Source organism: Mesorhizobium sp. P2_E7 (assembly GCF_056403855.1).
Genome location: NZ_JBFUER010000005.1, coordinates 328,155 through 349,464 on the forward strand (window position 1 = coordinate 328,155; position 21,310 = coordinate 349,464).

General features: G+C 64.0%; 23 protein-coding genes and 1 tRNA gene. 8 read left to right on the forward strand and 16 right to left on the reverse strand.

The genetic code is table 11. From position 1 onward, the window contains the following. Window positions 1-21 precede the first annotated feature (21 nt). Window positions 22-1,392, forward strand: coding sequence for a cytochrome P450 (locus tag AC1DYC_RS24475; RefSeq protein ID WP_477410356.1), 1,371 nt, complete (start codon window positions 22-24; stop codon window positions 1,390-1,392). Between the two features lie 9 nt (window positions 1,393-1,401). Here the strand turns inward: AC1DYC_RS24475 and AC1DYC_RS24480 are convergent, their stop codons facing one another. From AC1DYC_RS24480 to AC1DYC_RS24515, 8 genes are all read right to left on the reverse strand, one after another. After that, window positions 1,402-2,382 carry a complex I NDUFA9 subunit family protein gene (locus AC1DYC_RS24480; protein ID WP_477410357.1) on the reverse strand — a complete coding sequence of 327 codons (981 nt, stop codon included), beginning with the start codon at window positions 2,380-2,382 and terminating at the stop codon, window positions 1,402-1,404. A 105-nt stretch (window positions 2,383-2,487) separates the two neighbouring features. Then, a complete protein-coding gene (locus AC1DYC_RS24485) occupies window positions 2,488-2,940 on the reverse strand; it encodes a DoxX family protein (protein ID WP_477410358.1) in 453 nt (150 codons plus the stop codon). 301 nt (window positions 2,941-3,241) lie between these two features. Beyond that, complete coding sequence (gene imm45, locus AC1DYC_RS24490) at window positions 3,242-3,601, reverse strand: Imm45 family immunity protein (protein ID WP_477410359.1); 360 nt, start codon at window positions 3,599-3,601, stop codon at window positions 3,242-3,244. A 24-nt stretch (window positions 3,602-3,625) separates the two neighbouring features. After that, on the reverse strand, window positions 3,626-4,627 hold the full coding sequence (locus AC1DYC_RS24495) for an Ldh family oxidoreductase (RefSeq protein ID WP_477410360.1): 1,002 nt from the start codon (window positions 4,625-4,627) through the stop codon (window positions 3,626-3,628). 121 nt (window positions 4,628-4,748) lie between these two features. Further along, the gene (locus AC1DYC_RS24500) at window positions 4,749-5,558 is read right to left on the reverse strand and encodes an ABC transporter permease (RefSeq protein WP_477410361.1); all 810 of its coding nucleotides are present in this window, start codon (window positions 5,556-5,558) and stop codon (window positions 4,749-4,751) included. Continuing rightward, window positions 5,558-6,223, reverse strand: coding sequence for an ABC transporter permease (locus AC1DYC_RS24505; protein ID WP_477410547.1), 666 nt, complete (start codon window positions 6,221-6,223; stop codon window positions 5,558-5,560). Before AC1DYC_RS24505 ends, AC1DYC_RS24500 begins: the two co-directional genes overlap by 1 nt. 205 nt (window positions 6,224-6,428) lie before the next feature. Beyond that, on the reverse strand, window positions 6,429-7,226 hold the full coding sequence (locus AC1DYC_RS24510) for a transporter substrate-binding domain-containing protein (RefSeq protein ID WP_181056639.1): 798 nt from the start codon (window positions 7,224-7,226) through the stop codon (window positions 6,429-6,431). 54 nt (window positions 7,227-7,280) lie between these two features. Beyond that, window positions 7,281-8,096, reverse strand: a complete 816-nt coding sequence (locus AC1DYC_RS24515) for an ABC transporter ATP-binding protein (RefSeq protein ID WP_477410362.1) — start codon at window positions 8,094-8,096, stop codon at window positions 7,281-7,283. A 214-nt stretch (window positions 8,097-8,310) separates the two neighbouring features. Here AC1DYC_RS24515 and AC1DYC_RS24520 point away from each other — a divergent pair, with 214 nt between their 5' ends. The 4 genes from AC1DYC_RS24520 (at window position 8,311) to AC1DYC_RS24535 (ending at window position 12,395) form a co-directional block, all read left to right on the forward strand. Next, entirely contained in the window at window positions 8,311-9,183 is an 873-nt protein-coding gene (locus AC1DYC_RS24520) for a dimethylarginine dimethylaminohydrolase family protein (protein WP_477410363.1), read from the forward strand. Next, window positions 9,153-9,824 (forward strand): TetR family transcriptional regulator C-terminal domain-containing protein, encoded by a 672-nt coding sequence (locus AC1DYC_RS24525; protein ID WP_477410364.1) that lies wholly within the window; start codon window positions 9,153-9,155, stop codon window positions 9,822-9,824. The genes AC1DYC_RS24520 and AC1DYC_RS24525 overlap by 31 nt, the downstream gene beginning before the upstream one ends. Window positions 9,825-9,920: 96 nt before the next feature. After that, window positions 9,921-11,501, forward strand: coding sequence for a 5-guanidino-2-oxopentanoate decarboxylase (locus AC1DYC_RS24530; RefSeq protein ID WP_477410365.1), 1,581 nt, complete (start codon window positions 9,921-9,923; stop codon window positions 11,499-11,501). 186 nt (window positions 11,502-11,687) lie between these two features. After that, window positions 11,688-12,395, forward strand: coding sequence for an SDR family NAD(P)-dependent oxidoreductase (locus tag AC1DYC_RS24535; RefSeq protein ID WP_477410366.1), 708 nt, complete (start codon window positions 11,688-11,690; stop codon window positions 12,393-12,395). 21 nt (window positions 12,396-12,416) lie between these two features. Here the strand turns inward: AC1DYC_RS24535 and AC1DYC_RS24540 are convergent, their stop codons facing one another. The 6 genes from AC1DYC_RS24540 to aroA form a co-directional block, all read right to left on the reverse strand. Next, complete coding sequence (locus AC1DYC_RS24540) at window positions 12,417-12,716, reverse strand: hypothetical protein (protein WP_477410367.1); 300 nt, start codon at window positions 12,714-12,716, stop codon at window positions 12,417-12,419. A 95-nt stretch (window positions 12,717-12,811) separates the two neighbouring features. Then, the gene (locus AC1DYC_RS24545; protein ID WP_477410368.1) at window positions 12,812-13,633 is read right to left on the reverse strand and encodes an MOSC domain-containing protein; all 822 of its coding nucleotides are present in this window, start codon (window positions 13,631-13,633) and stop codon (window positions 12,812-12,814) included. Between the two features lie 227 nt (window positions 13,634-13,860). Next, complete coding sequence (rpsA, locus tag AC1DYC_RS24550) at window positions 13,861-15,558, reverse strand: 30S ribosomal protein S1 (protein WP_112563700.1); 1,698 nt, start codon at window positions 15,556-15,558, stop codon at window positions 13,861-13,863. Between the two features lie 204 nt (window positions 15,559-15,762). Then, window positions 15,763-16,413 carry a (d)CMP kinase gene (gene cmk / locus AC1DYC_RS24555; protein ID WP_477410369.1) on the reverse strand — a complete coding sequence of 217 codons (651 nt, stop codon included), beginning with the start codon at window positions 16,411-16,413 and terminating at the stop codon, window positions 15,763-15,765. Next, the gene (locus AC1DYC_RS24560) at window positions 16,410-16,736 is read right to left on the reverse strand and encodes a hypothetical protein (RefSeq protein WP_477410370.1); all 327 of its coding nucleotides are present in this window, start codon (window positions 16,734-16,736) and stop codon (window positions 16,410-16,412) included. The genes cmk and AC1DYC_RS24560 overlap by 4 nt, the downstream gene beginning before the upstream one ends. Then, window positions 16,736-18,094, reverse strand: coding sequence for a 3-phosphoshikimate 1-carboxyvinyltransferase (aroA, locus tag AC1DYC_RS24565; RefSeq protein WP_477410371.1), 1,359 nt, complete (start codon window positions 18,092-18,094; stop codon window positions 16,736-16,738). Before aroA ends, AC1DYC_RS24560 begins: the two co-directional genes overlap by 1 nt. A gap of 206 nt (window positions 18,095-18,300) precedes the next feature. On the opposite strand from aroA, the gene AC1DYC_RS24570 reads away from it, so the two are divergent. From AC1DYC_RS24570 to AC1DYC_RS24580, 3 genes are all read left to right on the forward strand, one after another. Next, window positions 18,301-18,693 carry a TIGR02300 family protein gene (locus tag AC1DYC_RS24570; RefSeq protein WP_181056631.1) on the forward strand — a complete coding sequence of 131 codons (393 nt, stop codon included), beginning with the start codon at window positions 18,301-18,303 and terminating at the stop codon, window positions 18,691-18,693. A 170-nt stretch (window positions 18,694-18,863) separates the two neighbouring features. Beyond that, window positions 18,864-18,939: transfer RNA gene (locus AC1DYC_RS24575), tRNA-Ala, on the forward strand. Between the two features lie 105 nt (window positions 18,940-19,044). After that, on the forward strand, window positions 19,045-19,434 hold the full coding sequence (locus AC1DYC_RS24580; protein ID WP_477410372.1) for a hypothetical protein: 390 nt from the start codon (window positions 19,045-19,047) through the stop codon (window positions 19,432-19,434). Between the two features lie 56 nt (window positions 19,435-19,490). Here the strand turns inward: AC1DYC_RS24580 and AC1DYC_RS24585 are convergent, their stop codons facing one another. Next, window positions 19,491-20,255 carry an ABC transporter ATP-binding protein gene (locus AC1DYC_RS24585; protein ID WP_477410373.1) on the reverse strand — a complete coding sequence of 255 codons (765 nt, stop codon included), beginning with the start codon at window positions 20,253-20,255 and terminating at the stop codon, window positions 19,491-19,493. 24 nt (window positions 20,256-20,279) lie between these two features. Then, complete coding sequence (locus tag AC1DYC_RS24590) at window positions 20,280-21,278, reverse strand: ABC transporter substrate-binding protein (RefSeq protein ID WP_477410374.1); 999 nt, start codon at window positions 21,276-21,278, stop codon at window positions 20,280-20,282. Window positions 21,279-21,310 lie beyond the last annotated feature (32 nt).

Below are 21,310 nucleotides of genomic sequence, written 5' to 3' on the forward strand. Positions count from 1 at the left end.
GGGACATCAGCGGAGTACCTCATGGACACGCAGCCCGTCCCCTTCGTGCCGCCGGCGCCCAAGCCGCGCACGACGCCGCCTTCGACGCTGGAGATGATGCGGATCGTTTACCGCAATCCGCTCGAACTGTGGGGCGAGCACACCTACAACGAACCCTGGATTTCGGCGAATGGCGTCGGCGGGCATCTGATCGTCGCCAACGATCCCGGCCTCATCCGCCACGTACTGATCGACAACGCCAAGAACTACAAGATGGCGACGGTGCGCCAGATGATCCTGCGCCCGATCCTGCGCGACGGCCTGCTGACCGCCGAGGGCGAGGTGTGGAAGCGCTCGCGCAAGGCGATGGCGCCTGTGTTCACGCCGCGCCACATCTTCGGCTTCGCCGAGCCGATGCTGCGCCGCACGATGCAGTTCGTTACCCGCTACGAGAATGGCGGCATGTCCGATATCGCCCATGACATGACGCTGCTGACCTACGACATCCTGGCCGAAACACTGTTTTCCGGCGAGATTTCGGGCGAGCCGGGCAGTTTCGCGCAGGAGATCGACCGCCTGTTCGAGACCATGGGCCGGGTAGATCCGCTCGATCTGTTGCGCGCGCCCGAATGGCTGCCGCGGCTGACCCGCATTCGCGGCCGCAAGACCATGGCGTACTTCCGCAAGATCGTCACCGATACGGTCAAGATGCGCGAGGAGCGGCTGAAGCGCGACCCCGACACCGCACCGCAGGATTTCCTGACGCTTCTGCTGCGCGCCGAAGGCCCGGACGGGCTGACGCGGGCCGAGGTCGAGGACAACATCATCACCTTCATCGGCGCCGGCCACGAGACCACGGCGCGGGCGCTCGGCTGGACGCTCTACTTGCTTGCCGAGGCGCCATGGGAGCGCGAAAGGATTGAGCGCGAGATCGATGCCGTCTTGGCACGCGAACCCGACCCGACGAAGTGGCTGGATGCCATGCCGTTCACACGCGCCGCCTTCGAAGAGGCGCTGCGGCTCTATCCGCCGGCGCCGTCGATCAACCGCGAACCGATCGAGACCGAGACCTGGAACGATCTGGTGCTGCCCAAACGCGCCGCCGTGCTGGTGATGCCTTGGGTCGTTCACCGCCACAGAAAATTGTGGGACAGGCCCGACGCCTTCATGCCCGAGCGCTTCCATCCGGGAAACCGCGAGAAGATCGACCGCTTCCAGTATCTGCCGTTCGGCGCCGGTCCGCGCATCTGCATCGGCGCCAGTTTCGCCATGCAGGAGGCGATCATTGCGCTTGCCATCATGCTGTCGCGCTTCCGCTTCGATGTGACGTCCGAAACCAAGCCATGGCCGGTGCAGAAGCTGACGACGCAACCGCAGGGCGGCCTGCCGATGCAGGTGACACGGCGCCTCTAGCTAGCTTAGCTACGCGATGCTGGCAGGCTTGCGCTGGAACTGGCCGGCGGCGCGGAAGCGCCAGAGGTAGCTCGGCAGGATCGTGCCGATCGATTGCGGCTGGATGTCGAGACCGGCAAGTGTCCTGTTGTCCTTGGTCGCCGCCTCCGAGACGATGTTGTGCCCGCGCAGCTGCAGCACCTGGTCCTTGGTCAGCAGTGGGTTCGGCAGCAGGCCGAGGACCGAGGCCTGCAGATTGGCCACCCACCACGGCACCGGCACCAGCAGCCGCTTGCGCTCGACCACAGTCAGCAGCTCTTCCATGCATTGCTTGAACGTCAGCACCTGCGGCCCGCCGAGCTCGTAGATCTGGCCACCCTTGATCTTGCCTTCGACCGAGCGCGCCACCGCCTCGGCGACATCGCCGACATAGACCGGCTGGAATTTGGTCTGGCCGCCGCCGATCAGCGGCAGCACCGGCGAATAGCGCGCCATGTCGGCGAAGCGGTTGAAGAAGCTGTCTTCCGGCCCGAAATTGATCGAAGGACGGAAGATGACGGCGTCCGGGATGGTCTCCAGCACGGCCTTTTCACCGAGCGCCTTGGTGCGGGCATAGTCGGACTCGGCGTTGAGGTCGGCGCCCAGCGCCGAGATATGGGTGAGGCCGGCGCCGACCGAGCGCGCGGCCTCGGCCACGGCGCGGGCGCCGAATTCGTGCACGGTGTTGAATTTCTGCCGGCCGGTCTCATGCAGGATGGCGACCAGGTTGATCACGTGGTCGGCGCCCTGCACGGCGCGGTCGATCGACCAGCGCACGCGCACATTGGCCTGCACCGGCTGGATCTGGCCGACATTGCCGAGCGGCTGCAGATGTCCCGCAAGATCGGGCCGGCGAACCGGAACCCTGATGCGGTAGCCGCGCTTGGCCAGCGCCCGCACAATGTGGCGGCCGACAAAACCGGAGCCGCCGAAGACGACCACGAGCTTTGGGATTTGCAGGATTTCGGTCATGGCTGGCTCCGGCGCTCGAAAGCTTGGCTGAAGCCGTTTCATAGTCCGTTTTGGGCTAAAGGCAAAGGGTGACGCGTCGTCGCTGTCACCCTAGTTCCGCCCCTTTCAGAACGCCTTGCCGATGCGTGCGTCGACCGACTGGCGGTTGCCGCCGCGGATGACGAAGAACAAGAGGATCGCCGCCCACAGCAGCGACTTTTCAGCGCCGGAAAAACCTTGGCCAACCGTGATCCAGTGGAACCAGACGGTTACCAGCAACACAAACATGCCGGCGAAGGCGGCCGGGCGGGTCAACAGGCCGATGGCGATCAAAATGCCGCCGAAGAATTCGGTGCAGGACAAAAGCAGGGACCAGAACGCGCCGGGATAGAAACCGAGACCCTCGACCATTTCGGCGGCGCCGAAAGGGTTGGTGATCTTTTGCGAGCCGTGGATGGTGAGAAACCCGCCGGCGATGACGCGCAGAAGGGTTTCGGCGCCGTCATGCAACGACGAATACAGGCGGCCAAACGCCGGGATGATCAATCTGCCGCGGGAAGCGTCGGTGGTCACGGACATCGTAGCTCCTGTCGTTGTGATGATCGCTCGAAAACGCCCCATGGCTCCCAGCAAGTCAAGTTAACAAAAGTTAACTTTCGTCATCATGTTTAGTGCGGATGGTATGAGGCGCAGAAAACCCCGCCGAAGCGGGGTTTTCCGGGTGACGCAACGGTCGAGACAGGGCTCGAGGCGGCTGACCTGAGATGGCGAACGCCCGCCCCGGCCCTAAACGCATCCGACAGAAGACACCGACCGGGCAAACCCAACCCGGCAGCTATTGGTCGTCGCCGCACCGGAAAAGGTTCAACGCTGCGAGCAACTATTCTTCGGGTAGTCTGTCCGGTGCCGGGCGGCCACCAAGGCAAACCCAGACCTGGTCGGCGCTGGAATCACTGTCCACCCAGTTTTGCCAGTTGCGCCTTAGCCATTCGGGCGAAATGGCCACCTTGTCGCGCGAGACCCTCGCCTCCGCCGGAAGAAATACGAGTACGTTGCCCGCGCCGTATCCGGAATCTCGAACAAGACCGAGACCTGACACCTCATGCGTTTCAAAAAGCATGTAGTCGATGATTTCCTTTATGGGCGCCATCGTCCGGTAGCGAAACAGCGTTCCGCGAAAAAGAGGCGGGTCTTCCTTCAGACGATCCAGCCTCGTCCAGGTCATTTCCGGAATATCCAAGTCGAGCTCCTGGTTGGGACTGCTTCAGCCCGAATAGCGCTCGGCGAATTCGGAAATGCGCTGCACCACCGCCTTGGGGGCGTTGATGCCGCGCGCCTGCGCCTTTTCCGCGGCTTCCGCGCGGGCTCGGCCCGGCACGTGCACGCCGAAGCGGCGGCGCAGCCGGTCGAGCTGGTCCTTCATGCGCTGCTCGAAATCCGGATCGAGCAGTTTGGGCTCGACGGCAAGCACGAACAGGCCGGTTCCCGGGCTGTCCGGTCCGCCGGAGAACCATGGCGCGTCGAGCGACCAGTTGGCGCCCGACAGGCCGGCCGCCAGCACTTCGACCATCAGCGCGATGTTGGCGCCGCGCTGGCCGCCGAAGGCAAGCATGGCGCCTTTCATGGCCGCGGCCGGATCGGTGGTCGGGTTGCCGCTGGCGTCCAGCGCCCAGCCTTCGGGGATCTTCTTGCCGTCCTCTGCAGCCTTGCGGATGTTGACGTAGGCGGTAGCGCTCGACGACTGGTCGATGACCAGCGGTGCGCCACCGGCAGCGGGTGCGGCAAACGACATCGGGTTGGTGCAATAGACCGGCTTGACGGAGCCCGAGCCGGCCAGCACCGCCGGCCCGTTGGTGGCGGCGAAGGAGACCAGTCCCAGCTGCGCGAGACGGCCGGTGAAGTAGCCGAGCGCTCCGCACGTATAGGCGTTCTTCTGCGAGAAGATGGCGACGCCGAACAGCTTTGCCGCCTTGGCGAGGTCGTCGATGGTGCGGTCGAAGCCGGTATGCGCCAGGCCGCCGCGCGCATCGGAGAGGTAGACGGCGAGCGCCGGCCTTGTGATCACCGGATCGGCATTGCCGTCGATACGGCCGGCTTCCAGCGCCTCGAGATAATCGATGAAATGCGTCAGCCCGACGGTCGAAAGCCCTTCCGCCTCAGCGGCGATGATCGAGGCGGTGAGCGACTCCGCCGCTTCTTCATTGGCGCCGGCGCCAAGCGCCGCCATCCGGCAAAGCCCTGTTGCCTGGTCGAGAGAGAGTTGCATGGTGGGGACCTTGGATTGGTGATGAGTGAGTAGGGAGTAGTCAGTAGGGAATAGGGAAAGCAAGCGGGTTCGCGGCCATATCCTCGCTACTTACTACCTACTACTCATCACTGCCTATTCGCTATCCAACCTTGTTTGGAATCCGCGCCTCGATCTTGCTGAAGGCAAACACCAGTATGCCGGTGATGGTCATGTAGATCAGCGCCAGCAGCAGAAGCGGCTCGTAGGTGAGGTAGGTGTCCTGCCGCACCTTGGACGAGACGGCGAAGATGTCGATGACGCTGATCGTCGCCACCAGCGGCGTCGACTTCAGCTGCAGCACGGTTTCGCCGGTCAGCGTCGGCAGCGCCCGGTAGATGGCCTGCGGCAGCCAGATGCGGCGGAAAATCTTCCAGCGGCTCATGCCGAAAGCGCGGGCGGCCTCGAGCTGCCCCTTGGGCACGCCGGCAAAGGCGCCGCGCATCACTTCGCCCTCGTAGCCGGCGAAGGACAAGGTCAGCGCCAGCACGCCATAGGGCCAGGCCTGGCGCAGATACGGCCACATCCAGGATTCCCGGATCCACGGATATTGCGGAAACAGCGAACCCAGCCCGTAATACAGCAGCCACAGCTGGATCAGCAGCGGCGTGCCACGGATGACGGTGCAGAATGTCTTGGCCGGTGCAGAAAACCAGAACGGACCGGCGGCCTGCGCCAGCCCGAGCGGCACGGCAAGCAGGAAGCCGAGAAAGCAGGTGACGGCCAGGATCCATAGCGAGCGCCAGATGCCGAGCAGTCCCATTTCATAATATTGCGGCAGCCAGTCCCAGCGCATGAAGAAGGCCGCACCGAGAACCAGCGCGATCGCGACCAGGATCAGCACGATGCGATGCGGCTGCAGCCACAGCGACGTCCGCGCCGCAACATTGATGATGGTCGCTTCTCCGGCCATCAGCGCGATTCCTTGAGCGATGGCATGCCGCGCCGCGACCAGGCCTCAAGGCGGCCGATGAGCAGGTTGGAGACCAGCGACAAGATGAGATAGAGCACGCCCGCGGCGAAAAAGAAGGTGAAGTAGGCTTTGGTGACGCCCGCGGCCTGCCGCGTCGCCAGCGCCAGTTCGTAGAAGCCGACGACCGCCAGAAGCGCTGTGTCCTTGGTGGCGATGAGCCAGAGATTGGCGAGGCCCGGTATGGCGAAGGGCAGCATCGCCGGCAGCGTTATGCGCCGCAGCATCAGGCCGGGCGACATACCGTAGGAACGGGCCGCTTCGATCTGGCCTTGAGGAATGGCCAGGATCGCACCGCGGATCACTTCTGTGGAATAGGCGCCCTGAACAAAGCCGAGCACGGCGATGCCCGCGGCAAGACCACTGATGTCGACCCGCTGATAGCCCATTGCGGTCAGCGCCTGGTTGATCAGATCCGTCCCGGCATAATAGAGCAGCAGGATCAGCACCAGTTCGGGCACGGCACGCACCACCGTCGTGTAGACGGCGAGCAGGTCTCGCACGACCGGGCCGCCATAGAGCTTGCCGAAGGCGCCGCCGGTGCCGATCAGGAGACCGAGGACCGTGGCGCCGAGCGCGATCTCGATCGAATGGAGCAGTCCAAGCAGCAGCGTGCCACCCCAGCCCGGCGGATTGGGCGAAAGAAGCTCGATGATGCCGGCCGCCGAGGCCGAAAGAAGTGCGTCGATCAGCGTCGCCCCCGGATTGCTGCCTCTCACCGCCGACGGCAGCGCCGGCGGCAAGCATGTCTGGGAAAGATCGGGCAGAGGGGGCATGGCCTGACGCCATGCCCCCTAGCTCATGCGAGGATCGTCAGTTCGACTGCGCGCCGCCGCCGCCGTAGATGTCGAAATCGAAGTACTTCTTCGAGATCTCGTCATATTTGCCGTTCGAGCGGATCGCCTTGATGCCGGCGTTGATCTTGCCCTTCAGCTCGGTGTCTTCCTTGCGCACGCCAGCGCCCACGCCCGGTCCAAGCACCTCGTCGTCCGGAGCCACCATGCCCTTCAGGTCGCAGCAGGCCTTGCCCTGGTCCGACTTCAGGAATTCGCCGAGCGCGATGGAGTCGGCCTGGACCGCATCGAGGCGGCCGGCGGCAAGATCGTTGTTGGCTTCGTCCTGGGTCTGGTATTCCTTGATCTCGGAAGCCCCGGTGAAGTGCTTCTTGGCGTAGACGGCATGCACCGTCGACACCTGAACGCCGACGACCTTGCCTTTGAGATCGTCCGGCGTGGCGCCGAATTTCTGGTCCTTCGGGCCGATGATGGCGGTCGGCGTGTTATAATACTTGTCGGAGAAGTCGATGGTCTTCTCGCGTTCGGCGGTGATCGACATCGAGGAGACGATGAGGTCGATCTTCTTGGTCGTCAGCGCCGGGATGATGCCGTCCCAGGCGACAGGCGTGATGACGCAGTCGAGCTTTTCTTCGGCGCAGACGGCGTCGATGAACTCGATTTCCCAGCCGACCCATTTGCCGGAGGCGTCCGGCGAGGTGAAGGGCGGATAAGGCTCAGCGGCAACGCCGATCTTGACCGGATCGGCCTTGGCCACGCCCATGGCGGCGACGCCGAGCAGCAGCGCTGCGGCGAATGTTTTCAGAACAGTCTTCATAGTCACGACTCCCAGTTTGTTGTTGGTTCCCGGTTTTCTTCCGTCCCGGCCTTCCTAGCCGATGTTGCGGATGAACTGCTTCAGCCTTTCGGATTTCGGTGCGCCGAAGATCTGCTCCGGCGGCCCCTCTTCCTCGACCAGCCCGTTGTAGAGGTAGACGACATGCGTCGCGACCTCGCGGGCGAATTTCATTTCATGCGTGACCAGCACCATGGTGCGCCCCTCGCGCGCCAGGTCGCCGATCACCTTCAGCACCTCGCCGACCAGTTCCGGGTCGAGCGCCGAGGTCGGCTCGTCGAACAGCATGACGCGCGGGTTGATGGCGAGCGCCCGCGCGATCGCCGCGCGCTGCTGCTGGCCGCCTGAGAGGTAGGCCGGATAGACGTCGCGCTTTTCGGCGAGGCCGACGCGCGCCAAAAGCTTTTCTGCTTCCCTGATCGCCACGTCGCGCCTGACGCCCAGAACGTGCAGCGGAACCTCGATGACGTTCTCGATCAGCGTCATGTGGCTCCACAGATTGAAGTTCTGGAACACCATGCCGAGCTTGGAACGGATGCGCTCGATCTGCCGGCGATCGGCGGGAATGGTGTGACCGTGGCTGTCGGCCTTGAGTTTGATCTCTTCGCCATTGACGCGGATGATGCCGCTGGTCGGATTTTCCAGGCAGTTGATGCAGCGCAGCAGCGTCGACTTGCCGGAGCCGGAGCCGCCGATGATGGCGATCACCTCGCCGTCGCGCGCCGACAGCGAAACGCCCTTCAGCACATGCAGCTGGCCGAATTTCTTGTGCAGGTTCTCGACATGGATGGCTTCGGCAGCGCCGTCTTGCGCCTTGCCGGATTGGACTGCGGTGGCTCCCACCGCGCTCACCGGGCGACCTCCACCACAGGGTCGACCGCAGATCGTCGAACGTCTATCCGGCTAATCAACATACGCTGTAATGCCCACTCCAGACTTCAGCATGGACCCAACAGCGCGAGCCCGTCAATCCCGCTCATTACGGCACTTGCGGCCTTATTGTGCAAGTGTATAAATAGCTTTCGATGAAATTTCTTCCATTTTTTTCACCTTGAAAAGGGCATCGATGAGCGCTTTCGGATCACAGTCCATGGCGGCGCCGTTGCGGCGTGTGCTGATGCGGTCGGCAGCCAATGCCATGCGCGGCGCCGACAGGGCTACCTGGCACTATGGCCCCAGTTTCGACCCGGCGAAAGCGGCGTCGCAGCATGCGGCCCTCGCCGAACTGGTGGCGGCTTCCGGCGCCGAAATCGAATGGATCGACGACAAGGCCGACGGACTGTCGGATTCGGTATTCACCCACGACCCGTCGCTGATGACCGATCGCGGCGCGCTGATTCTGTCCATGGGCAAGCCATTGCGCGCCAGCGAGCCATCGCTGCATGAGGAAACCTATCGACGCCTGGGCATTCCGATCCTCGGCCGCGTCGAGGCTCCCGGCCAGGTCGAAGGCGGTGACTGCGTATGGCTGGATAACAGCACGCTGGTGATCGGGCGCGGTGTGCGCTCCAACCAGGACGGCATCCAGCAGGTTTCCAACCTGCTGTCGCCACTCGACATTTCGGTCTACGGCTTCGATCTGCCGCTGTGGCAGGGCGAAGAGGCATGCCTGCATCTGATGTCGGTGATCAGCCCGCTGTCCGACGACCTCGCTTTGGTCTATTCGCCGCTTCTGCCGGCCCCGTTCTATCAGTTGCTGAAGGCGCGCGGCATCCGGCTGGTCGAGGGCGACGCCGAAGAGTTCGCCGCGTCCAATGGTCTCAGCCTGAACGTGCTGCCAACCAGCCCGCACAAGGTCATAGCCGTTGCAGGCTTTCCCAAGACCAGGGCCGCGATGGAAGCCGCCGGCTGCACGGTTGAAATCTTCGAGGCGGATGCGCTCTGCATCGCCTGCGAAGGTGGGCCGACATGCCTGACACGGCCCATCCTGCGGCAATGAATGAGCGCCGCAAGTTCCGCCGCGAGGGCGAGGAGCGGCGGCGGCAGGATTTGATCGACGCAACCCTGGACAGCGTGGCGGAACATGGCCTGGAGGGCGCCAGCCTGCGCACCATCGCCTTGCGCGCCGGCGTCACTGCCGGGCTGATCCGTCACTATTTCCCCGGCAAGGAAGAATTGCTGCAGGAAGCCTACGCGGCGCTGATGGGCCGCATGACCGAGCAGGCGAAGGCGGCATTGCTCATGGAAAACGCCGCGCCGCGCCAACGCCTTGCGGCCTTCGTCACTGCCAACCTCAACGCGCCGATCATCGACGCGCGGGTGTTTTCGCTCTGGGCAACCTTCATCGGCCGCGCAGGTGCTGATCCGGCGCTCGCCCGAGCGCACCGCGAAGGCTATCTCGGCTTTCGCAACGAGGTGGAAGCGGTCGTGGCCGAAGTGCTTGCCGCCGAACAGCGCAAGCCGGGGGCAAGCGAGCTGCGCCGCCATGCCATCGCGATCAACGCGATCATCGACGGGCTCTGGATCGAAGGCTGTCTGGCCGCAGAGATGTTCTCGCCTGGCGAATTGGCGGCGATCGGTGTCAAAGCCATAGAGGCCGAGCTCGGCCTCGCGCCGGACAAGCAATTCCAGGAAAAGTGAGAAGCGGTTTTCCATCCGGAATTGCGTTAAAAACAAAGAGGTAGAGCCGATCACTGTTTCCGCTGAACAGTGATCGGTGCTAACGGGAGGAAACCAATGACCACCATCGGCGAAGCCCTCATCACGCTGCTCGAAGCGCATGGCGTCGACACCGTCTTCGGCATTCCTGGTGTCCACACGGTCGAGCTTTACCGTGGGCTGGCGCGCTCGAAAATCCGTCATGTCACGCCGCGCCACGAACAGGGCGCCGGCTTCATGGCCGACGGCTATGCGCGTGCCAGCGGCAGGCCTGGCGTGGCCTTCGTCATCACCGGACCGGGGCTGACCAACACCATCACCGCCATGGGCCAGGCGCGCGCCGATTCGGTGCCGATGCTGGTGATCTCGGGCGTCAACGCGATGCCGACATTGGGCAAGGGGCTGGGCTTCCTGCACGAGCTGCCGGACCAGCGTGGCATGATGGAGAAGGTGGCGCTGTTTTCGCAGCGCGTCACCGAGGCCAGCGAATTGCCCGGCGCGCTGGCGCGGGCCTTCGCGCTGTTTTCGTCCTCGCGACCGGGGCCCGTGCATATCGAAATCCCGACCGACGTCATGGTCAAACCGGCCGACGGTATTGCTGCCTTGCTAAGCAATGCAGCGCCGCCGGCGCCGGATGGCGCGGCCATTGCCGCAGCTGCCAGGCTGATCGCCGCGGCTCGGCGGCCGCTGATCCTGGCCGGCGGCGGCGCCAAGCGCGCCGGTGAGCCCTTGCAGCGCCTGGCCGAGCGGCTGGGTGCGCCAGTCGTCCAGACCGCCAATGCACGGGGCCTGCTGCATGCGCATCCGCTTTGCGTGCCTGCCAGCCCCAGCCTGAAGGCAGTGCGGGCGCTGATGGCCGACGCCGATCTGGTCATCGCCGCCGGCACCGAATTCGGCCCGACCGATTACGACGGCTACAGCGATGGCGGTTTTGTCTTGCCGGCCAATCTGATCCGCATCGATATCGGCGCCGACCAGCTCGCCCGCCGCCCGGTGAGCGTCGCCATCCAGGCCGATTGCGCGGAGGCGATCGAGGCGCTGCTCGGGGCGATCGGCTCCTCTTACACACCCGCGAAAGAGGGCGAGAGCCGTGCAGCCGCTGCGCGAAAGGCGGCTTTTGCCGAACTGAGCCCGGCCTATGCGGCACAGGTGCATGCAGTGGAAACCATCCGCGACGCCTTGCCGGGCGCCATCATCGTCGGCGATTCCACGCAGCCTATCTACGCCGCCAATCTCTACTACGACCACGACCGGCCGGGCGGCTGGTTCAATGCCGCCACCGGCTTCGGCGCGCTCGGCTATGGGCCGCCGGCGGCGATCGGCGCCGCACTTGCCATGCCCGGCGTGCCGGTGGTCTGCCTGACCGGCGATGGCGGCTTCCAGTTCACCCTGCCGGAACTGGGCGCAGCGCTCGATGCGCCGGCGCCGGTCATCTTCGTCGTCTGGAACAACAGGGGCTATCGCGAGATCGAGACCTCGATGCTCGATGTCGGCGTCGTGCCCGTGGGCGTGTCGCCGGCGCCGCCGGATTTCTGCAAGCTGGCCGAGGCTTACGGCATTGCCGCCGAACGGCTTGCCGGCACTGCGGATCTTGCCGAGGCGCTCAAACGCGCACGCGCAACCGGCCTGCCCCATGTCATCGAAATCACCATCGACTGACGCTTGACCGCGCGCCATACACCCATGCGCCCGTCAGAGGGGCGGTCGGCTGCTTCGAGCGATGCAAAGACGCAACACTGCCATGTCGAGATGGCGGTTGAGTGATCGCGCGAAAGGCGCGACGCTCTGCGTCGGCGCGGCATAACAAGCGACATAATCATAAGAAACGACAGGAGCGGTCATAGGATGACGGAAACACTTCAGGGCAGGCATATCGTGGTCACCGGCGGCACAGGTGCGCTGGGGGCGGCGGTTGTCGGCAAACTGCTGGCCGACGGCGCCATATGCCACGTGCCCAATGCCCATGCCTCGGCCCCCTCGCATTTTCCCTTTTCCGCGCATGAGCGCGTCAAGCTGGCGCACAATGTCGACCTCGCCGATCCCGCCAAGGTCGATGCCTTCTATGCCGGCGTTCCCGAATTGTGGGCCTCCATCCATCTGGCCGGCGGCTTTGCCGCAGCACCTGTCGAGAAGATCGAATCGGCATCCTTTGCCGAAATGATGGACACCAACGCCCGCACTGCCTTCCTGTGCTGCCGCGCAGCGGTGCGCTCCATGCTTGGCTCGGCCATTGCAGGGCGCATCGTCAATGTCACGGCGCGCGCCGGGCTCGACCCGCGCCGCGGTGCCGGCATGGTCGCTTATGCCGCGAGTAAAGCCGCTGTGGCCGCGATGACGGTGGCAATGGCGGAGGAGCTGAAGCACAAGGGCATTTTGGTCAACGCGGTCGCGCCCTCGACGCTCGACACGCCCGCCAACCGTGCCGACATGCCGGATGCCGATGTCACCAAATGGGTCAGCCTGGAAGCCGCCGCCGAAGCCGTCGCCTATCTGGCATCGCCGGCCAATCTGGCGATGAGCGGCACGCTGGTGCCGCTTTACGGCCGCGCCTGAAGGGGCGCCGCGCAGGGCGTCTCATTTGCAGACGAGCTTGCCTATCTGCAGCTTGAACTTGCGTGGGCCCGGCATCGGTTCCGCGCTCGTATCGTTGACGATAAACACACCGAGCGTGCAGCCGCCGCCCACCCGGTAGTGGTCGTTTCCGATATGCTCGATCACGTCGATCGGGCCGTGATTTTCCAGCCTGCGCGCAACATCGCCGCTGTCGGTGATGGCGTCGATCTCGGCCTTGCGCTGCCAGTAGGGAGGTAATGCAGCCGACGCCGCCGCAGTGCCGATCAAAAGGAATGCTGCGACAAAACCGATACGGGTCATGGGGCCTCCGATCGTCTGGCTTCCACCAGCGGCCTTTGCCGACCTGGCGAGTATGGCGGCCGCCGACGCTGCCACGGCATAGAAGAACCCCGCGACTATGTCAGGTTCGAGACGCCCGCCTCCACGACCTCGACTACGTCACCGATCGAGATCGTGCCGGCGTTGTTCGGAATCGCGTTCTGGCCGAAGATGATGCCGCCCTTGGCGGAGCGGTGGAGTTTGCCAAGCGTCTGCAACGGCTCGCGCGGGTCCGGCTGCTCGCCGCTGTGCGGATCGCGGGTGGTGATGACACAGCGCGAGCAGGGCTTTGCGATGCGCAACTCGACAGCGCCGATGCGGATCGTCTTCCAGTTGTCTTCAGGCCATGCGCCTTCGGCCTCGAGGACGATGTTCGGCCGAAAACGCGCCATCTCGATGGGCCTGGCAAGATGGCTGTTCAGATGGTCCAGCGAGCCCGTCGTGGCGATCAGCAACGGATAACCGTCGGCAAAGCCGACATAGTCGCCGGGCTGGCCGAATTCAGGATCGACCGGGCGGTTTTGCGGATCGTCGAAATAAACGAGATCGACGGGCCGGCCAAGAATCGCCGAGAGATAGGCGCCAGCGGCAGGATCGCCCGACCGCACAACAACCACATCCTTCCAGATCTTGACCTGACGGAGTGCGGCGCCTGGGCCGGGAGCCTCTACGGCGTGCGAGCCATGCCTGTCATGCTTCAACAGGATGCCGGTGCCGCGATGCTCGACGTCGATCGTCGTCATTGCCGGTATCTGGCGAATGGTGAGGAACTGCCCGTCCTTGTCGACGACCATCCAGCGACGGTCCCCGGCCATGCCCATGGTCTCGATGTCGGCGCTAGGCACGGCATGGCCGCGCAGGCTCTTGACCGGATAGCGATAGAGTTCGACGACCTTCATGCGTACTGCTTCTCCGTTGCCCGAAGGGCGTGACTTGCCATGTCATCGGCCATGATGACTGCGCCCGACCCTACAGCCGCAAGTGCGGAGGTGAAGGGGTTGCACCGTATTTGTCTTGTGCCACCCAGCTCTCACCGAGCATGAAAAAACCCGCGAGCCTTGCAGCCCGCGGGTTTTCTTGTTCAGGCCGCGCGCGAGGCGCGGCAGCACCTTACGCGCGAAGCGACTTAGCTGCCCTGCTTCTTCAGCGCGGCGCCGAGGATGTCGCCCAGCGAAGCGCCGGAGTCGGTCGAGCCGTACTGTGCGACTGCTTCCTTCTCTTCGGCGATTTCCAGCGCCTTGATCGAGACCTGCAGCTTGCGGGTCTTCTTGTCGAAGGCGATGACGCGGGCGTCAACCTTCTGGCCGACGGTGAAGCGCTCGGGGCGCTGCTCGTCGCGGTCACGGCTCAAGTCGGAGCGCTTGATGAAGGTCTCGATGCCGCTGTCGACCAGCCGCACTTCCAGACCGCCATCCTTGACGCCGATGACTTCGCAGGTGACGACCGCGTTCTTGCGCAGTTCGCCTGAAGTCGCCGCTTCGCCGACCGTATCCTTGGCCAGCTGCTTGATGCCGAGCGAGATGCGCTCCTTGTCAATGTCGACGTCGAGCACCTGCGCCTTGACCATGTCGCCGCGATTGTACTCTTCGATGACCTGCTCGCCCGGACGGGTCCAGTCGAGGTCGGAAAGGTGCACCATGCCGTCCACGTCGCCTTCGAGGCCGATGAACAGGCCGAACTCGGTCTTGTTCTTGACCTCGCCTTCGACCTGGCTGCCGACCGGATGGCTCGAGGCAAAAGCCTGCCACGGATTCTCAAGCGTCTGCTTGAGGCCGAGCGAGATGCGGCGCTTGGCCGGATCGACTTCGAGCACCACCACGTCGACTTCCTGCGTCGTCGACAGGATCTTGCCGGGGTGCACGTTCTTCTTGGTCCACGACATTTCCGAAACGTGGATGAGGCCTTCGATGCCCGGCTCCAGCTCGACGAACGCGCCGTAGTCGGTGATGTTGGTGACGGTACCCTTGATCTTCTTGCCGATCGGGAACTTGGTGCCGATCTCGGACCACGGATCCGACTCGAGCTGCTTCATGCCGAGCGAGATACGGTGGGTTTCCTGGTTGATGCGGATGATCTGCACCTTGACCGTCTGACCGATGTTGAGGATTTCGGTCGGATGGTTGACGCGGCGCCATGCCATGTCGGTGACATGCAGCAGGCCGTCGATGCCGCCGAGGTCGACGAACGCACCGTAATCGGTGATGTTCTTGACGACGCCTTCGACAACCTGGCCTTCTTCGAGGTTCTGCACGATTTCCGAACGCTGTTCGGCGCGGCTTTCCTCGAGCACGGTGCGGCGCGACACCACGATGTTGCCGCGGCGGCGATCCATCTTGAGGATCTCGAAGGGCTGCGGGTTGTGCATCAGCGGGGAGACATCGCGGATCGGGCGGATATCGACCTGGCTGCGCGGCAGGAAGGCCACGGCGCCGTCGAGGTCGACGGTGAAGCCGCCCTTGACCTGGTTGAAGATGACGCCTTCGACGCGCTCACCCTTGGTGAACTTCTCTTCGAGCTTGACCCAGCTCTCTTCGCGGCGGGCCTTGTCGCGCGACAGGACGGCTTCGCCAAGCGCGTTTTCGATGCGCTCGACCATGACCTCGACGGTGTCGCCGACCTTGAGCGTCGAGTCCTTGCCCTTGACGCCGAATTCCTTCAGCGGCACGCGGCCTTCGACTTTCAGGCCGACATCGATGATGGCCATGTCTTTTTCGATCGCCAGGATCGTGCCCTTGACGACCTGACCTTCGCCGGAGTGACCGGTGGTAAATGATTCTTCGAGCAGGCTCGCGAAATCGTCGCGAGTGGGATTTGCAGCTGACATATTTTCTCCTGGAGTGCCCCGCATCTGAAGCGGGACGGGCGCCGTGGGTTAGCGTTGCGTTGGCCTGCCGGCGTTCCGGGCTACAAAAGCCCTGGGCCGCCTAAGCGGCAATTCCGGCGCATGAAGAATGCTGGCAGGCTGGTTCGTGCCCGATATGGGTATTTTCTTCGCTTCCGGCAACGGAAACTCGAGGAAAACCTTCAATCAGGCTTTATCTCTCTTGGCCAGGGCGTCGTCGATGATCGCTTTGGCCGCCAGAAACGCGGCCTCTATAGCCATTTCGGAGGTATCAAGCAAGTGCGCGTCGGCGGCCGGCTTCAGCGGCGAGTCGGCGCGGCCCATGTCGCGCTCGTCGCGGCGCACGATATCGGCGAGGATTTCGGTGAAATTGGCGGTGCCGCCGATGCTTTCGATCTCCGCCAGCCGACGTTGTGCCCGCACCTGCGCACTCGCCGTCACATAGAGTTTTATGTCGGCATCGGGGCACACGACGGTGCCGATGTCGCGGCCGTCGAGCACCGCACCCGGCGGCGTCTTGGCGAAGTCGCGCTGCTTTTCGACCAGGATGCGCCGCACGGTCGGGTAAACCGCGACCTTCGAAGCCGCCTCGCCGACCGCATGCGCCGAGAGCACCGCGCGGTCAAGCTTCGCCAGATCGACCTGGCGGGCGGCGGTTTCGGCCGCCGAGACATTGTCGAGGGGAAGCGCATGCCGGATCAGCGCATGGGCAACCGCGCGGTAGGTGAGGCCGGTGTCGAGCAGGTTGAGGCGGTAGTGATCGGCAAGACGGCGGGCCAGTGTGCCCTTGCCGGCGCCGGCGGGTCCGTCGATGGCGATGGTGAAGGTCGGGGTCATCTGACTTGCCTGAATTGACGGAGCCCCAGCACGACCAGAGCGATCAAAATCGACAGTGGCAACAAGATAAAAGGTATGACGCCAATTGTTACAAAAGCCATGGCGCCGATTGCACGCGAGAATCCTGCAAGGATGCTCCAGCCGTTTCTTTCCAGGAACTCGCCGGCATGAACGGAAGCGAACGTGACAAGGAACTGCAGAGAAAACAGCCAAAAAAGGATCGCAAAGATACCGAATCTCTTCTTGAAGGCGATGCGTTCAATCAAATACGGGACCAGCGCAAATCCGAGGTAAGTCGCGACAGCTAACAAGTCCCGCTCCATCAAGCGATCTCCGCGCCCAGCCCCGTCATCAAATCCATGAATTCCGGAAAGCTGGTCGCGATCATCGCGGCGTCATCGATGGTCACCGGCTTTTCCGTCGCCAGCCCCATGACCAGAAAGCTCATGGCGATGCGGTGGTCGAGATGGGTCTGTACGGTCGTATCCTGGCCGTTGGGATGGCCACCCAGGCCCTTGCCGCCGGGCTTGCCGCGCACCGCGAGCGAAGCCTCGCCCTCGGTGCAGTCGACGCCATTTATCTTCAACCCGTTGGCGACAGCCGCGAGCCGGTCAGATTCCTTCACCCGCAGCTCTTCCAGTCCCTGCATCAGCGTCTCGCCCTCAGCGAAGCTGGCAGCAACGGCGAGCACCGGATACTCGTCGATCATCGACGGCGCCCGCTCGGGCGGCACGGTGACGCCCTTGAGCTCGGAGTAGCGTACGCGCAGGTCGGCGACGTCCTCGCCGCCGGCATTGCGCGGGTTCAGGATGTCGATCTGGCCGCCCATTTCCTGCAACGTCAGAAGCAAGCCGGTGCGGGTCGGGTTCATCAGCACGTTTTCGATGACAATGTCGGAACCCGGCACGATGAGTGCCGCGACCAGCGGGAAGCCGGCCGAGGACGGGTCGCCCGGTACGGCGATGATCTGTCCCGTCAGCTTGCCCTGGCCTTCGATGAAGATATGGCGCACGCCGCGCTCGTCGGTCTCGACCGAGAGATTGGCGCCAAAACCCTTGAGCATCTTTTCGGTATGGTCGCGCGTCATCACCGGTTCGATCACCGTGGTGATGCCCGGCGTGTTCAGCCCGGCGAGCAGCACGGCCGACTTCACCTGCGCCGAGGCCATCGGCACGCGGTAGGTGATGGGGGCTGCGTGCTTCGGCCCGTGCAGCGTAATCGGCATGCGGTCACCCGGCGTTGCCTTCAGCACCTGCACGCCCATCTGGCGCAAGGGTTCTAGCACGCGGCCCATCGGCCGTCCCGATAGCGAAGCGTCGCCGATGAAGGTCGTTTCCATATCGTAAGTGCCGACAAGACCCATGGTGAGGCGCGAACCGGTGCCGGCATTGCCGAAATCGAGCGGACCTTCGGGCTGCAGCAGCGCGCCATTGCCGGTGCCGCGGATCACCCATTCGGCGCCGCGCTTCTTGATATGCGCGCCCATCGCCTTCATGGCCGCAGCCGTGCGCATCACGTCCTCGCCTTCGAGCAGGCCGGTGACACGGGTTTCGCCGGAGGCGAGGCCGCCGAACATCATGGAACGGTGTGAAATCGACTTGTCGCCCGGCACGCGGGCGGTGCCGGAAAGGGCTGAGGATTTGCGGGCGGTGGCCGGCTTGGCAGCGGCGGCGTGAGACATGGAATTTCCCTGGACGGAATGCCGGCGCACCGGCGCTTTTCATTTGTTGCGGCGGTCTCGTATCACGGCGGGGGGAAATGGTCATCCCCATGGCCGTCACTTGGCGCGAGGCCTTTCAGTACTTGGTTTTGTGACGCCGGCTTTTCGCTTTGACAGCGCGGTAAACTGTGGTTATGGGGACCACTCTTTTATTGACGAGGCTTGCCGTGGCAAAAAATGAACTTGGCACAAAGCGTGTCGACCCTGAGACGGGTCGAAAATTCTACGACCTGAACAAGGACCCGATCGTCTCGCCCTATACCGGCAAGACATATCCGCGTTCCTATTTCGAGGAAGGCAAGATTGCCGCCATCGAAGAGGAAGAGGAAGTGGCCGAGAAGGAAGTAGACGCCGAGGAAGAAGAAGGCGTTGAAGTCGTCTCGCTTGAAGAGGCCGACGAAGACGTCAAGGCCGGCGACGACCTTCCCGATCTGGGCGACGACGAAGACGATGTGGATCTCGGCGACGACGAGGACGACACGTTCCTTGCCGACGAAGAAGAAGAAGACGATGACGTCGCCGACATGATCGGCGTCGGCGACGACGACGACGAGGTCTGATCGGCCGCGGGCCTAGCGCCCGCAGGCTTTCTTGAGCTGTGACGAAAAAGCGGTTCTTGCAGGCTTGATATTCAGGGAAGGCGGGGTTAGAAGCCGCCTGCACTAAACGGCGCGGTGTTGAATCGCTCCGGACCTCTACGCCGGCAACGGCGCCGGCTGACTGCCGGAGTGGGGCCATAGCTCAGTTGGGAGAGCGCTTGAATGGCATTCAAGAGGTCGTCGGTTCGATTCCGATTGGCTCCACCAAACAGTCTCTTTCCGACGCTCGGTTTCGCGGCATTCATGCTTGTCGCCTGCCAGTCGGCGCCTGAACCATCATCCCCGCCGCCGCCGGCGCCCGCACCTCAGCCCATGGCGCCTGCTGCGATCTCTGCTCCGGACGGTGCTGCCGTCCTCGATCCGTCAGTACGGGTCATGCCCCCCGGCGAAGGTATCCCGGCCAAATATGTCGCATTTTCCGGCATATGGGGCGGACAGCTGGACGGGATGTATGACGGCAAGCTCGCCGTGCTGACGATTTCGCGCGGCGGCAATGTCACCGCCACCTACGCCTGGGGCGATGTCGCCGACAACAAACCGGGCGTGGCCGACGGCGAAGGCAAGATTTTCGGCAATACGTTGAAACTGCGGCGCCTTCCCAATGGCGCGGACGTCAGTGCGGTCATGAAGGCGGACGGAACGCTGGCCGTCACCTACGGGCTTGCCGACCGCACCTATACGGGCACGTTCACCAAGCAATAGCCGAAATGGCGAAGCTCTGGCGGTCAGCCGTGGCTTGGTTGAGCCCCTGGCCTCGATCAGTGCAATCCGAATTCGCGCAGCAGTTCTTCGCGATAGCGCACGAAGCGGGTTTCGCTGCGCTCGCGCGGGCGTGGCAGGTCGATGTCGATCAATCGCGCCGCCCCGCCTTTTTCCTTGGGCAGGATGAGCACCCGGTCGGCCAGATAGATCGCCTCTTCCAGATCGTGGGTGACCATCACCATGGTGACGTTCTCCTCGCTCCAGATGCGCGCCAGTTCCTCCTGCATGCCGATCTTGGTCATGGCGTCCAGCGCCCCCAGCGGCTCGTCGAGCAGCAGAATCTCGGGCTGGACGGTAAGCGCCCGGGCGATGCCGACGCGCTGCGCCATGCCGCCGGAAAGCTGGCTCGGAAAGGCATCGGCGAATTCGGCAAGGCCAACCAGCGCGACGTAGAAGCGTGCGCGTTCCTCGGCTTGCTTCTTGGGCACGCCGCGCACTTCGAGGCCAAAGGCGACATTGCCGAGCACGCTGAGCCACGGCAGCAGGCGCGGCTCCTGGAAGATCACGGCGCGCTCGGCGCCGACGCCATGCACCGGCTGGCCGTCGATCGCGACGGCACCGCTGTCGGCAGCCTCCAGTCCGGCAAGAATGCGCAGCAATGTGGTCTTGCCGGAGCCGCTGGCGCCGACGATGACCAGGCATTCCCCCGAACGGATGTCGAGGTTGAGCGTCCGCAGCACGGCAAGCCGACGCCCGCCGAGGCTGAAGGATTTGGAGAGGTCGCGGATCGAGACCTCTCCGCCACGGTTGGAACCGGTCATCTCATCTCTCAGCTATTTCAGGGCTCAGTTCGTCTTGGTTTCGCCGGGCCGGTACAGGATGTCGGCGGCTTTCAACTTGCCCTTGGCCAGACGGCCGTCGCGCTCCAGCACGGCGACCCAGAAATCGATGTCGCGGTCGGTCGCCTGCGCGCCTTCGCGAAGTCCGAAGCCGGTCCAGTATTTGGCGAGATCGCCGTTTTCGCCGCGCTTGTTGAGGATATTGGCCAGCACCTTGCGGGCTTCGTCCGGGTTCTGGCGCGACCAGTCAGAAGCGCGCGCCGACTGTTCGACGAAGTTGCGCGCCGCATCCGGATTGGCGGCAATGAAGTCGCGCCTGAGCACGACGAAGCCGCCGGCGAGTTCGCCGAGCACTTGCGTATCGTCGAACACGCCGCGCACGCCGCCATTGGCGACCAGCGCGCCGGCGAACGTTGCCTGCCAGTAGCCGAGCCCGGCTATATCGACCTGGCGCGAGCGCAAGGTCTGCTCCAGCTGCGGGCCGGGCACGACGACGAGGTTGGCGGCGTCCGGCGGCAGGCCGACGCTGTGCAGGGCCTCGCGCACCGTATAGTCGAGATGGGCGCCGAGCGTGTTGACCGAGATGGTCTTGCCGGCGATGTCGGCGATCGATTTGATCGGGCTGTCTTCGAGCACGTAGAAGACGCTTTTGACGTCCTTGTTGATGCCGTTGCTCGGATAGGCGGCGACGAAGTCGTTGCCGCCCGAGATCGAGTTGATTACCGCCGCGGTGGCGGCCGAGCCGATGTCGACGCTGCCGGAGGACAATGCAAACAGCGATTCCGGCCCGCCGGAGGCATAGCCGACATTCTCCAGCTCGACGCCGAGCCCCTTGTAGTAGCCGAGCTCGGCGGCCAGCTCGTGCGGCGAGATGCTGCCACGGCTGGCGAGATAGCGAAATTTTACCGGTGCCGCTTCGGCAAAGGCGAGGCGTGGCAAGCCGGCGGCGATGAGGCCGGCGGCAAGCGGTGCGCCGGCAAGCAGGGAACGGCGGGTGATTTTCATGATCCGGTCTTTCCTGAGTAAGAGCTGGCCTG

Bases quoted from the DNA above. Each gene is read 5' to 3' on its own strand.
- aroA (WP_477410371.1), bottom strand. From the start codon at position 18,094: ATGTCTCACGCCGCCGCTGCCAAGCCGGCCACCGCCCGCAAATCCTCA.
- AC1DYC_RS24580 (WP_477410372.1), top strand. From the start codon at position 19,045: ATGGCGCCTGCTGCGATCTCTGCTCCGGACGGTGCTGCCGTCCTCGAT.
- AC1DYC_RS24480 (WP_477410357.1), bottom strand. From the start codon at position 2,382: ATGACCGAAATCCTGCAAATCCCAAAGCTCGTGGTCGTCTTCGGCGGC.
- AC1DYC_RS24520 (WP_477410363.1), top strand. From the start codon at position 8,311: ATGAGCGCTTTCGGATCACAGTCCATGGCGGCGCCGTTGCGGCGTGTG.
- cmk (WP_477410369.1), bottom strand. From the start codon at position 16,413: ATGACCCCGACCTTCACCATCGCCATCGACGGACCCGCCGGCGCCGGC.
- AC1DYC_RS24545 (WP_477410368.1), bottom strand. From the start codon at position 13,633: ATGAAGGTCGTCGAACTCTATCGCTATCCGGTCAAGAGCCTGCGCGGC.
- AC1DYC_RS24535 (WP_477410366.1), top strand. From the start codon at position 11,688: ATGACGGAAACACTTCAGGGCAGGCATATCGTGGTCACCGGCGGCACA.
- AC1DYC_RS24495 (WP_477410360.1), bottom strand. From the start codon at position 4,627: ATGCAACTCTCTCTCGACCAGGCAACAGGGCTTTGCCGGATGGCGGCG.
- AC1DYC_RS24510 (WP_181056639.1), bottom strand. From the start codon at position 7,226: ATGAAGACTGTTCTGAAAACATTCGCCGCAGCGCTGCTGCTCGGCGTC.
- AC1DYC_RS24525 (WP_477410364.1), top strand. From the start codon at position 9,153: ATGCCTGACACGGCCCATCCTGCGGCAATGAATGAGCGCCGCAAGTTC.
- AC1DYC_RS24530 (WP_477410365.1), top strand. From the start codon at position 9,921: ATGACCACCATCGGCGAAGCCCTCATCACGCTGCTCGAAGCGCATGGC.
- AC1DYC_RS24485 (WP_477410358.1), bottom strand. From the start codon at position 2,940: ATGTCCGTGACCACCGACGCTTCCCGCGGCAGATTGATCATCCCGGCG.
- AC1DYC_RS24590 (WP_477410374.1), bottom strand. From the start codon at position 21,278: ATGAAAATCACCCGCCGTTCCCTGCTTGCCGGCGCACCGCTTGCCGCC.
- AC1DYC_RS24560 (WP_477410370.1), bottom strand. From the start codon at position 16,736: ATGGAGCGGGACTTGTTAGCTGTCGCGACTTACCTCGGATTTGCGCTG.
- AC1DYC_RS24500 (WP_477410361.1), bottom strand. From the start codon at position 5,558: ATGGCCGGAGAAGCGACCATCATCAATGTTGCGGCGCGGACGTCGCTG.
- AC1DYC_RS24475 (WP_477410356.1), top strand. From the start codon at position 22: ATGGACACGCAGCCCGTCCCCTTCGTGCCGCCGGCGCCCAAGCCGCGC.
- AC1DYC_RS24585 (WP_477410373.1), bottom strand. From the start codon at position 20,255: ATGACCGGTTCCAACCGTGGCGGAGAGGTCTCGATCCGCGACCTCTCC.
- AC1DYC_RS24540 (WP_477410367.1), bottom strand. From the start codon at position 12,716: ATGACCCGTATCGGTTTTGTCGCAGCATTCCTTTTGATCGGCACTGCG.
- rpsA (WP_112563700.1), bottom strand. From the start codon at position 15,558: ATGTCAGCTGCAAATCCCACTCGCGACGATTTCGCGAGCCTGCTCGAA.